The 15340-nt window shown below is 46.6% G+C and carries 12 protein-coding genes; 7 read left to right on the plus strand and 5 right to left on the minus strand.

The features are described from left to right. Window positions 1-67 precede the first annotated feature (67 nt). The 4 genes from ACDQ55_RS08930 to ACDQ55_RS08945 all read left to right on the plus strand — a co-directional run bounded on the left by ACDQ55_RS08930 (window position 68) and on the right by ACDQ55_RS08945 (window position 4603). Entirely contained in the window at window positions 68-1480 is a 1413-nt protein-coding gene (locus tag ACDQ55_RS08930; RefSeq protein ID WP_420981023.1) for a glycoside hydrolase family 30 protein, read from the plus strand. Between the two features lie 13 nt (window positions 1481-1493). Then, window positions 1494-2921, plus strand: coding sequence for a glycoside hydrolase family 30 protein (locus ACDQ55_RS08935; RefSeq protein ID WP_420981024.1), 1428 nt, complete (start codon window positions 1494-1496; stop codon window positions 2919-2921). A gap of 120 nt (window positions 2922-3041) precedes the next feature. Next, window positions 3042-3587, plus strand: a complete 546-nt coding sequence (locus ACDQ55_RS08940; RefSeq protein WP_420981025.1) for a Crp/Fnr family transcriptional regulator — start codon at window positions 3042-3044, stop codon at window positions 3585-3587. Between the two features lie 62 nt (window positions 3588-3649). Beyond that, entirely contained in the window at window positions 3650-4603 is a 954-nt protein-coding gene (locus tag ACDQ55_RS08945; RefSeq protein WP_420981026.1) for a quinone oxidoreductase family protein, read from the plus strand. 148 nt (window positions 4604-4751) lie between these two features. Here ACDQ55_RS08945 and ACDQ55_RS08950 read toward each other — a convergent pair whose 3' ends face one another. The 3 genes from ACDQ55_RS08950 to ACDQ55_RS08960 form a co-directional block, all read right to left on the minus strand. Then, window positions 4752-6014 (minus strand): acetyl-CoA C-acetyltransferase, encoded by a 1263-nt coding sequence (locus ACDQ55_RS08950; protein WP_420981027.1) that lies wholly within the window; start codon window positions 6012-6014, stop codon window positions 4752-4754. Between the two features lie 89 nt (window positions 6015-6103). Continuing rightward, window positions 6104-7078, minus strand: coding sequence for a 2-hydroxyacid dehydrogenase (locus ACDQ55_RS08955; protein WP_420981028.1), 975 nt, complete (start codon window positions 7076-7078; stop codon window positions 6104-6106). Beyond that, on the minus strand, window positions 7075-9594 hold the full coding sequence (locus ACDQ55_RS08960) for a cation-translocating P-type ATPase (RefSeq protein ID WP_420981029.1): 2520 nt from the start codon (window positions 9592-9594) through the stop codon (window positions 7075-7077). The genes ACDQ55_RS08955 and ACDQ55_RS08960 overlap by 4 nt, the downstream gene beginning before the upstream one ends. Before the next feature lie 384 nt (window positions 9595-9978). Here ACDQ55_RS08960 and ACDQ55_RS08965 point away from each other — a divergent pair, with 384 nt between their 5' ends. From ACDQ55_RS08965 to ACDQ55_RS08975, 3 genes are all read left to right on the plus strand, one after another. Continuing rightward, on the plus strand, window positions 9979-11436 hold the full coding sequence (locus ACDQ55_RS08965) for an ArnT family glycosyltransferase (protein WP_420981030.1): 1458 nt from the start codon (window positions 9979-9981) through the stop codon (window positions 11434-11436). Window positions 11437-11626: 190 nt separating this feature from the next. Then, window positions 11627-12316 (plus strand): hypothetical protein, encoded by a 690-nt coding sequence (locus ACDQ55_RS08970; protein WP_420981031.1) that lies wholly within the window; start codon window positions 11627-11629, stop codon window positions 12314-12316. 8 nt (window positions 12317-12324) lie between these two features. Next, window positions 12325-12717 carry a hypothetical protein gene (locus ACDQ55_RS08975; protein WP_420981032.1) on the plus strand — a complete coding sequence of 131 codons (393 nt, stop codon included), beginning with the start codon at window positions 12325-12327 and terminating at the stop codon, window positions 12715-12717. 4 nt (window positions 12718-12721) lie between these two features. On the opposite strand, the gene ACDQ55_RS08980 is transcribed toward ACDQ55_RS08975, so the two are convergent. Together ACDQ55_RS08980 and ACDQ55_RS08985 are read right to left on the minus strand one after the other, a co-directional pair. Beyond that, complete coding sequence (locus ACDQ55_RS08980; RefSeq protein ID WP_420981033.1) at window positions 12722-13783, minus strand: response regulator; 1062 nt, start codon at window positions 13781-13783, stop codon at window positions 12722-12724. Further along, window positions 13755-15302 carry a PAS domain-containing sensor histidine kinase gene (locus ACDQ55_RS08985; RefSeq protein WP_420981034.1) on the minus strand — a complete coding sequence of 516 codons (1548 nt, stop codon included), beginning with the start codon at window positions 15300-15302 and terminating at the stop codon, window positions 13755-13757. The genes ACDQ55_RS08980 and ACDQ55_RS08985 overlap by 29 nt, the downstream gene beginning before the upstream one ends. Window positions 15303-15340 lie beyond the last annotated feature (38 nt).

The following is a 15340-nucleotide window of genomic DNA, read 5'->3' on the forward strand; positions in this document are numbered from 1 at the left end:
AATATCCGCTGTTGCGGGAAATAAGAAAATTCCTGAATACTTTTGCGGTTTATTAATTCACGCTGTTATGAACAAAACCTTCCAACTTTTATGTTGTTGCGCCTTGCTAACGGGGATTATCCCTATCGCCAACGGCCAACAGCGAAAGGCCCAGGGAATCAGTTACTGGCTAACTTCTCCCGACAAATCAATGGCTCTGCAGAAGCAACCGGCCACATTGTTATTTTCTGCTACCAACAAAGGCACTCCCGTAATTGAAGTAGACGCTTCGCAGTCATTCCAGTCGATAGACGGTTTTGGTTTTACCCTTACCGGTGGCAGCGCCACCCTGATCAACAAGCTTCCGGCGGCACAGCAACAGGCCTTGCTGAAAGAACTGTTCCTGACAAAAGGCAATGGCATTGGGATCAGCTATCTGCGCCTTAGTGTAGGCGCTTCCGATTTAAGCGCCGATGTATTTACTTATGATGATATGCCCAACGGACAAACCGATCCGGAACTGAAGCACTTTAACATAGATAAAGAAAAGAAAGACCTGATACCTGTACTGCAAAAGATCGTGGCGCTGAACCCTGCCATTAAAATATTGGGTTCACCCTGGACGCCGCCTACCTGGATGAAAACAAACCAATCCTTTATCGGCGGTAGTCTGAAACCGGAATATTATGATGCATATGCCCGGTATTTTGTAAAGTATATACAGACGATGAAAGCCGCCGGTATTACTATTGATGCGATCACTATCCAGAATGAGCCGCTTCATCCTAGAAACAATCCCAGCATGCTAATGCTGGCGCCAGACCAGGCAATTTTTATTAAAAACCATCTGGGCCCCGTTTTTAAAAAGGCAGGTATCACCACCAAGATCGTCTTGTATGATCATAACTGTGATAAACCAGAATATCCAATCAGCATTTTGAAAGATACTGCCGCTTACCCCTATGTAGATGGTTCAGCCTTTCATTTGTACGGTGGTACTATCGATGCACTGAGCACGGTGCATGATCAGTTCCCTGCCAAAAATCTTTACTTCACCGAACAATGGTCTGATGGTAAAGGTGACTTCTCTAAAGAATTCACTTACAATGCCAGCCAGCTGATTATAGGCGCTACCCGCAATTGGAGCCGTAATGTACTGCAGTGGAACCTGGCTGCAGATGCTGAATGGAATCCGCATACCGACCAGGGAGGATGTACCCAGTGTTTGGGCGGTATTACAATAGATGGTACTGCTGTTTCCCGCAACTCTTCCTATTATGTAATAGGACATGCATCTAAATTTGTACCGGCAGGATCTGTGAGGATTGCTTCCAATGTTCCGGGCAATTTGGATAATGTGGCATTTAAAACGCCTGCAGGAAAAACGGTGCTGATTGTAGTGAACAGAGAAACCACTCCACAGGCATTTCAGATCAAAGCAAATCATAAACTGGCCGCTGCCTCCCTTAATGCCGGAGAAGTAGCCACTTTCGTATGGTAAGAGACTAAAAGTTATGAAGAAAATATTTTTAACAGGCGCCAGCCTGCTGGTATTATGTATCCACGGATATAGCCAACAGAAAAAAGTAACGGTTATTACCACAGCAGAAAATACTGACCTGCGTCTCACTCAAACGGCTACACTGGAATTTAAAGCCATGCCACAGCCATTGGAAACGGAGCCCTGCGTGTTTGTAGACAGTAAAAAAAGCTTCCAGACCTTTATTGGTATTGGCGGCGCGCTTACAGATGCTGCAGCTGAAACATATGCCAAGCTGCCGAAAAACAAACAACAGGAATTATTGAAAGCCTATTATGATGTTAATAACGGTATTGGTTATACGTTTTCAAGAACAAATATAGCTAGCTGCGATTTTTCGAGCGATACTTACAGCTATGTGAAAGATAAGGATGCCAGCCTGAAAACTTTCAGTGTGGAGCACGACAAACAATACCGTATTCCTTTCATTAAAGCTGCTATTGCGGCCGCAGGAGGAAAGTTACCTTTATTTGCCAGCCCCTGGAGCCCGCCGGCATGGATGAAAGATAACAACAATGTATTGGAGGGAGGCCACCTTTTGAAACAGTATTACCAATCATGGGCGAATCATTATGTGAAGTTTATTCAAACATATGAAGCCTTAGGTATTCCTGTATGGGGGATCTCTGTACAGAATGAGCCAATGGCTAAGCAGAAATGGGAATCCTGCATCTTTACCGCAGAAGAAGAAAGGGATTTCGTTAAAGGTTATTTGGGCCCCACTTTGCAAAAGGCAGGCATGAGCGGCAAAAAGCTCATCGCCTGGGATCATAACCGTGATCTGCTGTATCAGCGTGCCAGCACCCTGTTGCATGATAAAGAGGCGGCTAAGTATATCTGGGGTATTGGCTACCATTGGTACGAAACCTGGACCGGCAGTGAAATGCAATTCCAAAACGAACGGCTGGTACATGAAGCTTTCCCTGATAAACCATTGGTATTTACGGAAGGTTGTATAGAGAAATTTGATCTCGGCAAAGTACATGACTGGTTTATCGGCGAAAAATACGGCGCTTCCCTGATTGGTGATTTCAATGCCGGTACCGCTGCCTGGACAGATTGGAACATTCTCCTGGATGAGCAGGGCGGTCCCAATCACGTAGGCAATTTCTGCTTTGCGCCCGTACATGCAGATACCCGGAAGGGAGAACTGATCTATACTAATGCTTATTACTACCTCGGACATTTTTCTAAGTTTATCCGTCCGGGTGCTAAGCGTATTGTGAGCGCTTCCAGCCGTTCCATGCTTCAAACCACTGCTTTCCGTAACACCGATGGCAAACTGGTGGTAATAGTGATGAATGCTACCGATAAAGAAATTCCTTTCCATTTATGGATAGACGGACAAGCTGCTGCCAGCAACAGTTTACCGCATTCTATCAGTACGCTGGTTGTACAATAATTTTTTTGGTTGATAAGGGTACAGGGCGATGCACATGGTTTCATGGCATCGCCTTTTTTATGGCAATAAATGCTGTATCTTTCTGCTGCCAAAAATGGTTGGCATCGCGAAGTTAAAATTATGACAACACCAACACCTTTAAAGATATCCTGGGAACAATATCAGCACTTGTATGAGGAGATCACCGTGCCAGCTAAAACAGTGCTGTTGGAAGAAGGAAAGATTTCCCGCTATGCCTATTATATCCAGGAAGGGGCTATCCGGCTTTGGTTTAATAATAAGGGGAAAGATACCACCTTCCAATTTTTCTTCGAGGGAGAAGGTGTTTCTTCCATAGAGAGTTTCCGTACTGGTAAACCCAGTACGTATGCCATCGAAACGATTACCGCTTGCAAGTTGCTGAAAATATCGAAAGAAAATATGGATGTGATCCTGGAAAGTATTCCAGGATATCGTGTCCAATTAGAGGAAGTTATTTTTCAACGTTTGCTGCATTACAGTAAGTTATTTATCTCTCATATAAAATATACGCCGCAGGAACGCTATGAAGCGCTGTTGGCTGAGGAACCGCATTTACTGCAGCGGGTGCCATTGCAATACGTGGCTTCCTACCTGGGGATCACGCCGGTTTCCCTGAGCCGCATCCGGAATAAATTGAACCAATAATTTTCTTAACAATTGTAAAGCGTACTTGTTTTTTGAAGGGAGACCTTTGTAAAAAACAAGTTATGCAGGCAGCAATTGTAACTAAAGCAGGGGAAGTACCTCAATATGGCACTTTTACAGACCCGGTTCCTGAAAAAGAAGAAAAACTCGTAAAAGTAAAAGCAGCTGCTATCCATCAGGTAGTGAAGTTGGTGGCGGCAGGTACCCATTATTCTTCCGGTGGTCATTATCCGTTTGTGGCAGGCGTAGATGGTGTAGGAGAGCTGGAAGATGGTTCCAGGGTATATTTTGTGGGTATGCGCAAACCTTATGGCACTATGGCAGAATGGGGCATAGGCAATTCCAAATGGATGTTGCCCCTGCCAGATGGTGTTAGCGATGTAACGGCAGCGGCTATATTTAATCCTGCAATGTCTTCCTGGCTGGCTTTACGCCACCGGGCGCAATTGCAGCCTGGAGAAACGGTGTTGATACTAGGCGCCACAGGTACTTCAGGAAAGTTGGCCGTGCAAATTGCCAAAGAGCAAGGTGCCGGCAAAGTGATTGCTGTAGGAAGAAATAAGGCGATACTGGAACAGTTATACGATCTGGGGGCAGATGAATGTATTGCGCTTGATAAGTCGTATGAGGAGTTAGTAAAAACTTTTGCTGCCCAGTCTTATGATGTGGTGATAGATTATTTATGGGGAGAACCAGCAACAGCCCTGATAGAAGGGGTAACTGGTAAAAGCCTTATGAAGGAAGCGCCACGTACGCGTTTTATCCAGGTAGGCGCTATGGCCGGCAGTCATATTTCCTTACCGGCAGCGCCATTGCGCAGTACGCGGCTGGAAATTATGGGTAGCGGTGGTGGAAGTATTGCACCAGAGGCTATTTTCGCTGCTTTCCCGGAAGTGATCAGTTTGGCGGCGGCAGGCCGGCTCACCATTCATACGTTGGAGATGCCTTTAAAAGAAGTAACTGAGGCCTGGCATAAACATCCTGCCGATGGCAGCAGAATTGTGCTGGTGCCCTAACCCAGTATGGATGACAAATGCCCACCCGCTGGGGCTCCCGGAACGGGTTCCCGTTGGGGGATGAGTGATCAATCATTTAGCAACGAGGTATAGCAGGCACTATATGCTAAAAATTGGTTTGGGTGTGAATAGTAAGGTGGTGATGCACTTAGCGTTCCAGTATAGCTGTTACGCCCATGCCGCCGGCAGTGCAGATAGATATCAGGGCTCGTCCGCCGCCGCGTTCCTGTAATATTTTCGCCGTTTGCGCTACAATGCGGGCGCCGGTGGCGGCAAAGGGGTGTCCGATAGCAACGCTGCCACCTTTGGTATTCAGCTTACTACGGTCTATACTGCCCAGTGGGGCATCCCATCCCAGCTTTTTGCAGTATTCCGCATTTTCCCAGGCTTTGAGGCTACAAAGTACTTGTCCGCTGAATGCTTCATGTATTTCGTATACGTCGAAGTCCTGTAATTGCAGGTGATTGCGTTTAAGCATCCTGGCAACGGCATAAGTGGGCGCCATTAGTAAACCTTCTCCATGTACATAGTCTACTGCCGCAGTTTCACCATCTACCAGGTACGCCTGTACGGGCCAGTTCTGTTGTTGGGCAAATTCTTCCGAAGCCATGAGCAGGGCGGAAGCGCCATCGGTATAGATGGTGCTGTTACCGGCGGTAAGGGTGCCTTTTCCGCTAAAATCGAAAGCTGGTTTTAAGGCGGCAAGTTTGGCTGGCGTAGTATCGTTGCGGATAATGGTGTCTTTTTTAACGCCTTTGAACTCAAATACCAGGTCGTTGAAGAAGCCTTCCGTATAGGCCTGGGCTGCGTTCATATGACTCAGGAAAGCCAATGCGTCTTGTTCTTCCCGGGTAATGCCCCATTCCTGTACCATTTTTTCGGTATGTTGCCCCATAGACATGCCTGTTCTGGGTTCTACGATAGAAGGATATACAGGAGCGAGGTCTTTCAACCGGATAGAGGTAAGCATTCTCAACCGTTCCCCAAAAGTTCTGGCGGCGCGCAGGTCGGTGAGTTTCCAGGCCAGCTGCCGATGAAACTGGAGAGGTATATCACTATTGGTATCGCTGCCGCCGCTAATGGCGGTGTCTATTTGTCCGGCAGCAATACGCAGTCCTAACTGGATCGTGGTGTCGAGGCTGGTGCCGCAGGCCCTTTGTACATTATAGGCGGGCGTATGCGGGTCGAGCTGGGTGCCCAGTACGCATTCCCTGGCAAAGTTCCAGTCGGTGGAACGGTTTAACAAGGCGCCCAGGGCTACTTCCCCCAGCCGCTTGCCGGCCAGTTGGTACTGTTCTACCAGGGCATTGAGACAGGCTGTCAGCATTTCCTGGTTGCTGATATGATTATATTCCTTGAAGGATTTTACGAAGGGGATACGTTTTCCGCCGATGATAGCGACCTTTTTCATAGATAGCGCTTTTTATTGAAGTTTACGGAGTTTGTATAAGCCCAACAATTACCAGTGGTATTTGTTTTAACTGGCGCCTGAAACCTTAGTCAGAGGGCGTAAAGATGATTGACTGGGTTGGGTACCGGGCGTCCTCCCAGTGCGGCGATAATATTTTCAGCTGCCAAGCGCGACATGGCGTTACGGGTTTCCTGCGTAGCCGATCCGATGTGTGGCAGTATCGCTACCGTGGGCATATCCAACAGCGGGTTATCCGGTTGCATGGGTTCTGGGTTGGTAACGTCCAGTCCGGCGCCCCAGATGCTGCCTTCCTGTAAGGCAGTGATCAGGTCTGCTTCGTTATGGATGCCTCCCCTGGCGGTATTGATGAAAATAGCAGTGGGTTTCATTTTACTGAAGGCGTCTTTATTGAACTTTTCTTTGGTTTCCGGTGTGAGTGAGGCATGCACGCTGAGTATGTCACTTTGTTGCAGTAATTCATCAAAAGATACATAGGTGGCCTGCAGATCTTGTTCTGCTGCTTCATTCCGGTGGCGGTTGCAGTAAATGATCTTCATCCCGAATGCATAGCGGCATCGTTGGGCCATTACATAGCCGATGTGGCCGAGGCCCCAGATACCCAAGGTTTTTCCTGCTATATCAATGCCCAGGTTAGCAGTAGGAGCACTAAATCCCCATTCGCCTTTTATAATTCTTTTATGTTGATAGAAAGCTTTCCGGGCAACAGCCTGCATTAATAAAAAAGCGGTATCGGCGGTAGCATTGCTCAGTACCTCAGGCGTGTTAGTGATCTGTATTCCTAATTCTGTAGCGGCTTTCAGGTCAACGTTATCGTAGCCTACCGACAACAGGCTGATTACTTTTAAATGCCGGCATTGTTCCATAAAAGCACGGTCTATGTTTTTGCCGCCGGCAAAAAGCAAGGCATCACTTTGTTGGCAGGCGGCGACTAGCTCTTCCTGAGTCAGTTCTCTTTCTGTTGACCACTGGGTAACGGTAATGCCTGCATGTTGAAGTAACTGGAGTCCTTCTTCTGGAATTACCCGGGTTGTAAATACCTTCATGATGGGGATAGATTTTTAGCTGCGTGTCTGGAACGTTTCCACCATTTCCAGCCTTCAAACCATAATACGGTTACAGCGGCGCTACCGGCACAGATGCATACCTCCCGTGGCTGTAAGGCCTTAATGCTGAAAAAGTCTGCTACAGGCGGAACATATAGCATAATGGCCAGCAACACCAGCGTGATGTAAATAACTGCTACCATCAACTTATTATGGTTGTGCATATTGTGAACAAAAGAATAATAAAAAGAGCGGTTTACTAAAGTAAGGAAAATATTAGCCAGTACCAGTGTCGTAAACACCATGCTACGGGTATATACTTCGCTATGCTGTTGTGTAAGGCTCCATTGATAAACCCCCAATACGCCGGCGGTAATGATTAGTCCCTGGAGGATGCTGATGTTCATTTCCCGGAAAGATAAAAATGTTTGTGTAATCGGTCGTGGTGGTTGTAACATGGCGTTGGCCTCTATGGGTTCGTTCTCATATACAATAGAGCAGGTAGGCCCCATGATCACTTCCAGAAAAATGACGTGTACCGGAGTGAAGATATTTGGATAGATCCAGCCCAGGAATAAAGGGAGGGATACGGTAAAGATAATAGGGATGTGAATGGAGATAATGTATTGCACGGCTTTTTTGATATTGGCATAAATCCTTCTGCCCATGGCAATTGCATCTAACATGCTGCTCAGGTCATCATTTACCAGGATCAGGGCGGCGGCTTGTTTGGCGATTTCAGTTCCTTTTTTCCCCATGGCAATGCCGATATGGGCGGCCTTTAGTGCAGGGCCGTCATTTACGCCGTCGCCTGTCATGGCCACTATTTCATTACAGGCTTTCAAAGCGTTGATGGCGGCCAGCTTGGCTTCAGGGAACATGCGGGTAAAGATGTTCACTTGCTGGAGGGTTCGCTGCATGTCTGCGGCATCCATCAGCAAAAGCGTATTGCCGTCTACAGCAGCGCCTGCATCCTTCAGGCCTGCTTGTTTGGCGATGGCGCGGGTGGTTGCAGCGTTGTCGCCGGTAATGATTTTAACGCCCAGGCCTGCCCGGTAGAACTGGAGAAATACTTCGCCGATGTTGGGTTTGGGTGGATCATAGAAGGCCAGGAGGCCTATAAAGGTAAAGGGCAGTTCCTGTTGGGTGGCCGGGTAATGTTCTCCGGTGAAAGTAGCAGTGGCTACACCCAATACCCGGTAGCCTTGCCGGGCCAGTTCATTGATCCGCACTGCCAAGTCCTTTTTATCTGTTTCAGAAAGGGTAGATACTTCGATAATGGCTTCCGGTGCACCTTTGGCGGCAACTATGTGTGCCCCTTGGTGGTTGGCAAATATATGCGTCATCATAGGTGGTTTGCCATCCAGCGGATATTCGTGTACCATTTCCCAGGCGCTGCGCTCATCCGATGGAACGAGCTTTTCGTATATGCTATGCAGTGTTTTTTCCATGGGATCAAAAGGTACCGGCTCGCTGGCCCACATGGCCATGGTAATAACATCTGCTGGCAAATGCGCTGCGTCATATAAAGTATGATCTGCTCCCCGGTATACGAGCTGCAGCTGCATTTTGTTCTCCGTAATAGTGCCGGTTTTGTCGGTGCAAATAACAGTGGCGCTCCCCAGGGCTTCTACTGTACGTATTCTTTTCACAATAATTCCCATCTGCATCAGCCGCATAGAGCCCAGCGCCATAAAAGTGGTAAAAGCCACAGGGATTTCTTCCGGTAAAACAGACATGGCCAGTGTAAGCCCTTTTAGTAAACTGTCGGTAAAACTGCCACTATGTACATAGTTGGTCAGCCATACTGCCAGGAATATCACGATACCTGCTATAGCCATCCATTTTACAAATTGCCTTATCTGCAGTTGTAGCAGAGAGGGTTCCGGTTTGATGGTGATAATGGAGGTGCCCAGTTGCCCAAGTTTGGTACGAGAGCCAACCTGTGTTACCTCGCAAATGGCCAGTCCGGATACTACCTGGGTGCCGCTATACACCTTGTTGTTGTCACTGCCGGCCTGTTTAAAAATCGTATAGGCTTCGCCGGTAAGGGCAGACTCGTTGACGGAAAAATCGTTGCTGTGCACAATAATGCCATCTGCATTAATGGTGTTGCCTTCAGATACCAGCATCATATCGCCGCGTACAATTTCACTGGTAGGAACGCTTTTTAGCTTACCATTACGAATAACTTTGCTGAGCGGCTCGTTTAGTTTTTCCAGTTCCTTCAATGCTTTCCGGCTGCGGTTGTCTTGATAGAAAGAAATGCCTGATACCAACAAAATGGCCGCGAGCATAAAATAGGCTTCTTCCAGCTGTTCCATTACAAAATAAAGGATAGTGACCGCTATTAGCAATATGAGCATGGGCTCACTAAATATTTCTTTTAGCATGTGCCATACCGGATTACGGGGGGGCGCCACATACGTATTATTGCCAAATCTTCCCCTGGCGGCAATTACTGCCGCGTCACTTAAACCTTTAATGTGCTCCGGAAGACGGATCTTAACTGCCATGCAGGACGGTTTTAGTGAATACAGGACTTGTATTAGTCAAACAAAATGAATAGCAAAAAGTTGGCCTTTTATATGGAAAAGCCAGTTATACGGAAAGCCGGATCCGGTAATGGGTATACGAAGGTTGATGCCTTTTTTATTAAAAGATGGTGCGTATCCACAGTCGCCTGGCAAATTTTTTTTCCATTTTTTAAACAGAAAGGCTAGCGGCGCATTATTGTAAGAGTGACAATATGTTCATACTCAGTCTTACGGCATAGAGATTGTGGGAACGGTTTGCACTATCAACTAATGCGTCACAATTAATTGTCAGCACCTATCATGCGGAAATCATCCGGAGATGATCGGCTTATGGCCTATATCTCATCAAATAAATGGATGGCTATGTCCATCTGTGTGGTTGTTTTACTACGAATATCATTTATAGGCCTGATGGGGGCGATGCCCCAGGATGCTTATTATTACTTTTATGGACAGCATTTTGCTCTTTCCTATTTCGACCACCCTCCCGCTATTGCCTGGATTTTACGGGGATTTACAGATTTATTAGGGTCTCATGTGTATGTCATTAAACTGGCCGATACACTGGTAACGGTGGGTACTTTACTGGTTTTCTACCAATTGGCCCGTTGTTTTCTGCCGCGTACCCGTTCCTGGAATGCATTGTTATTATTGTATGCCACGCTGATGATTACCATCTTATCGTTGGTGTCTACACCTGATGTACCATTACTGTTATTTTGGGCTTTATCGTTGCTGGCCATGTACCGGGCTGTATTTGAAGGGCGCCGGGTTTATTGGATATGCGCGGGTATTGCGATGGGGCTGGCTTTCGACAGTAAATACACCGCTATTTTCCTACCGGCAGGAGCGGTGTTGTATCTGCTGTTATCCCGTGAACACCGCCGTTATTTGTGGTCTCCTTGGTTTTGGACCAGCGTGGTGGTCTTTTTTATCACCATCGCACCGGTAGTGATCTGGAATGTGAACAACAACTTTGCTTCCTTCCGGTTTCAATCGTCTGAGCGGGTGGAAGGTATTGCTTTCCGCCCTTTGGATCTTTTAGGGGTTATTGGGCACCAGGCGGCTATCTTGTTGCCGGTACTGTTTTTTGCTTTGCTGTACTATTGCTACAAGTTTATCTGCAAGTATCGCTGGCATATCTTGCGCATCCCTGCACCCCAGCTATTTTTACTTTGTTTTTTTCTGCCTCTTTTTTTATTGTTCCTGTTGATGTCCCCTGTGTATTGGGTAAAACTCAATTGGATGATGCCTGCTTATATTACAGGCACTATCTGGGTAAGTACCTGGCTCACCTTTAAGTATGTACGCTGGCAATGGATTTGTTCGCTGGTAGTACATCTGGCGTTGGCGGTTGAAGTGCTTTTGTATCCGGTACCTATTCATTCAGACGATACCATGATAGGTTGGGAAGGATTAGGTAAAGGTGTACGTGAATTGGCTACACAATATCCGGATGACTTTATTTTTTCTGCAGACGATTATAAGACCAGCGCGATGCTCAATTTATACCTGCATCGTATGGTATATTCCAAAAATATCATTGGAGAAAATGCATTACAGTTTGATTTTATTGGTACAGACCTGCAGGCCTTGAAGGGAAAGAATGCCTTGTTTATTAATTCCCTTACTGATGTAAAGGATGATAAAGATGAGCAAGCATTTGTGGCAGAACTGGCGCCATTCTTCCATACTGTTATCCCGCTTCCTCCCATCGAAGTGAGGCTGTGTGGCCGTGTAGTCAGGAAATTCCTGGTGTTTCGTTGTTTGGATTACCAACCTCCACAGAAAAGAGATGATGGTGGTCATCTTGAAAAATGACCACGGTCAACCTACCCGATAACCCCCGTCATTGTTCAGCAAATCCGGCTGTTTTAGTTTTGTGCAGCAAATGGACATCCACCTGGATTCCTGGAGCATAAACAAAATGAGGACAGAGATGCCGTTAGAGAAGTATCACCGTTTTGGCAACGGTGATACTTCTCTAACGGCATCTCACAAAAAATAGCATATGTTGTTTAGCGGTTTAACTCCCTCTTCACGTCAGCGGAAATTTTGTGAAGGTTTTCTTTTCTTTCCCATTAAGCACTTACGCAAATATGGGAACTTCATTTTCAGGCAATATGGCCGGCATTCCCGGGTAAAATATTTGTTAGATATGACCCCGTCTGCCCTGGATTATAACCGGGTGCATGCCATTGCCATTGATGCTTATATCCGTGAGCATGCCGCTCCGAAGGCGCTGAAAGTATTGCAGCAGGTGGAAGTACTACATACGGTAATGAAAGAGTCCGCTATTTGGGGGTCGGGCTTTATCCAGGATGTTACTGATTTAACGATCCATTATTACCAGGAGGTAACCGTTTACCACGGCGTGGTATTGCGTAACCTGCAGGAAGAGCTGCAATCTGCCACCGGTAATAAAAAGAATGAGCCAGTATTGTGGGAACCTGGTTATGATCATATTAGTAAAGTACATAAGCTAATTAGCGAATTTGTGGCACAGGGTAAAGCGATGGGTCATATGCTGGATAATGTTATTGGAAAAGAATACTTGTTAGCTGGAGACAATGGTGGGCAATTGTCTGTTTTACAGGAAAATATCCGGGAGATGTTGTTGGCCCAGCAGCAACTGAACAGTCTGTTGAAAGAATGGGCGTTGGCAAAGAACCTGCATGAACTCCAAACTTATTATAATTAGCTTTTATTATGCTAAACGACATCCTACCTGATCCGCCTGCAGGGGAATACTTGCAGGCCTGTAAAACCTGGATCAGGGTATTGAAAACCCTAAGAGAAGATAATGCGTCGCTGATAAACCGCTTGGCAGCTGCATTGAAAGAAACGATGCACCGGCCCTTTATTGAAGAGGCGGAAGAGTTTCAGCTCACCATGCTCGACAGGGAGGAATCCCTGGTATTATTGCGGCACGAAGTAGGCGAACAGCTTACATGGTTGGAATTGCAGCCAGAAAACCAACCGGCGCCACACCAATATGCTGTTTTAAAGAATGATGTAGAAGGCATGGTACAGGAATACGAGCGGATAAAGCTCGCTTTCCTGATATTTATTGCTGCGGAAAAGGAAAAGATGAAAGAGTAACGGGTTAGTTAATCATAGCGGTGAGTTTATGGGCAGATAAAATACCGATTTGCCCCTCTTTGAGAGTGATTAAACGTTCGTCACGGAAATCGCCCAGTGTACGTATCAGTGATTCTTTAGCTACTCCTGCCACGGCAGCCAGGTTTTCCCGGCTGATTTCAATGGTGAATTGCTTGTTGCTGGCTGTATTGTATTTTTTGTTGAGCGTTAACAAGGCTTCCGCTACTTTTTTGCGTAGGGAGTTATAAGCCAGTCCGATCAGTTGTTGTTCTTTCTCGGCCATTTCCCGTGAAAGCAGTTGAATAAATTTTCCCAATACTTCCGGGTTGCTGCTGATCAGTTGTTCAAAGTCCTGATGGGGTATTACTGCTACCAGGGTGTTATCTTCCATGGCTTCTGCGTATTCCTGGTAGTTGCCCTTTTCCAGTAAGGCATTATAACCCAGGAAATCCCCTTCATTATACAATCCGATGATCAGTTCTTTACCATCGTCGTTACGTTTATAGGTTTTTATTTTTCCTTGTAACAGATAGTAGAGGTATTCCGGACGGTTGCCTGCGCTGTAGATGTTTTGTTTCTTTTTGTAGTGATGGGTATTCCGGTCTTCTTTCAGCTGCAACAGCTGTTCTTCGCCGGTACTGGCAGCTAACAGCACTTGTAAGCCCTTTAGTCCTGAAATGGTTGTGTTTTTAATTTCTGCGCATCTTTTCAGGCGGCTCTCAATGGCGCTGAGCAGCTCTGTACCCTCAAAAGGCTTGGTGATATAATCATCTGCGCCCATCTCCATGCCCCTTCTGATATTGCTCCTCTCTGTTTTAGCGGTGAGGAAGATAAAGGGGGTAGCTTGTAAAACTTTGTTTTTATGTAGCATATGCAATACGCCATAGCCGTCGAGAATGGGCATCATAATATCACATACAATGAGGTCGGGGAGGTGTTCCAGGGCCATGGCCACGCCTTCTTTGCCGTTATTGGCGGTAATAACCTGGTAGTTGGCTAGCTCCAGGATTTCTGCTACATTTTCGCAGATGGCCGGATTATCTTCTATCAACAATATTTTCTCCATTGTCATCAGTTTGGGGGAAAGGAAGGGAAACAATAAACTCGGTACCGGATTCAGGCTCGCTGTTGCAGGTAACTGTACCATTCATCAGTTCTGCATATTTGGCCACAATGTGCAATCCCAGGCCGGTGCCCTGGATATTGGCCACCTGCTGGCTGCGGAAGAAACGTTCGAAGAGGTGCTGCCGGTCTTCCTGCGAAATCCCGATGCCTCTGTCCTTTACAGAGAGTTGAAATCCTTGTAGATTGCATTGGGTACGGATAGAAATGATGGCGCCTTCCGGTGAAAATTTCACCGCATTGGAAATGAGGTTCATCACAATATGTTTTAGCAGGGTGGCGTCGAGGCATACATTGGGTGAGCCATGGTGCGCATAGTATATCTGTTGCTGATTTTTTTTCAGTCCTTCCATTTCAAGGATAACGTTGCCGATATGCTTGCCGGTATCAAAGGTGCTATAGCGTACCTGTATTTTGCCTTCTTCTATTTTGCCTACCGACAGAAAATCGTTGAGGATGTCCGTCAGCATGTTTACTGAAGAAATAATGCGTTGGATGTGTTTATTACGTTTATTAACATCTTCCGGTAACTCATATTTAGACACCAGGTAAATGGAGGATAAAATGGCACTGAGGGGAGTCCGGAATTCATGGGAGGCGAGCGATACGAACCTGGACTTCAGCTCATTGAGCTCCCTTTCCTTTTCCAGGGCTATCCTCAGTTCAGATTCTGCCTGTTTGGTTTGCGACAGGTCGATGGCGATGGCCATATAGCCGGTAATGTCGCCGGCATTACGGATAGCCGTTATCGTTAAGGAAACGGGTAAGGTGCTGCCATTTTTCCGGATGTACGACCATTCGTATTCGTTGGCTAGGTTTAGCTGGGCGCGGATGGTGAGTGCTTCCATATCCGGGCTCACCGGTTGTTGCAATTCCTGGGAAAATTCTTCCGCCCGAAGCGCTAGTTCTTCCTTGTTGTGTAAAATGAGCGGGGTGCATATGTCTACCACTTCACTGGCTTTGTAGCCTAATATCCGTTCTGCTGCGGGGTTAAACCACCGGATAAAACCATCCGGATTGATCACCATCAGGATAGCGCCTGCATTGGCCCATAAGCTGGTGAGGAAGCTGTTCATGCGCTGTAGGGCGCCATCTTTCAGGGCTGCTTCTTTTTCTTGCTGGTGTAATGCCTGCCGGGTAAGCTCAATATTCTTCCGGTCGGAAATATCCATGATGTAAGTGATGGTTAGCATTCCTGCTGTGGTGTGGTGGTTTCCTTCACTTATTTCTACCGGAAAGCGGCTGCCATCTTTCCGTACCGCAGTATATTCAGGTTCCTGGTAAGGCAAAAGCAGAGACAGTGGTTGCCCCTTGAGCTCTTCTTTCGTATAGCCGAACTGGTTAAGGAGGAAGGGGTTAGCCATCCGAATGATATGGTTAGCGTCGGCGACTAGTATGCCAATGGTAGCATGGTTAAAGAGTACCTCGAAACCTATGTAGTTATTTTCAGCGGTATTAATCATATGGGCAAATGACCCTTTACTATGGTGCCCTATAAATT

It is taken from the genome of Chitinophaga sp. 30R24, assembly GCF_049056765.1.
Taxonomy (GTDB): Bacteria; Bacteroidota; Bacteroidia; order Chitinophagales; family Chitinophagaceae; genus Chitinophaga.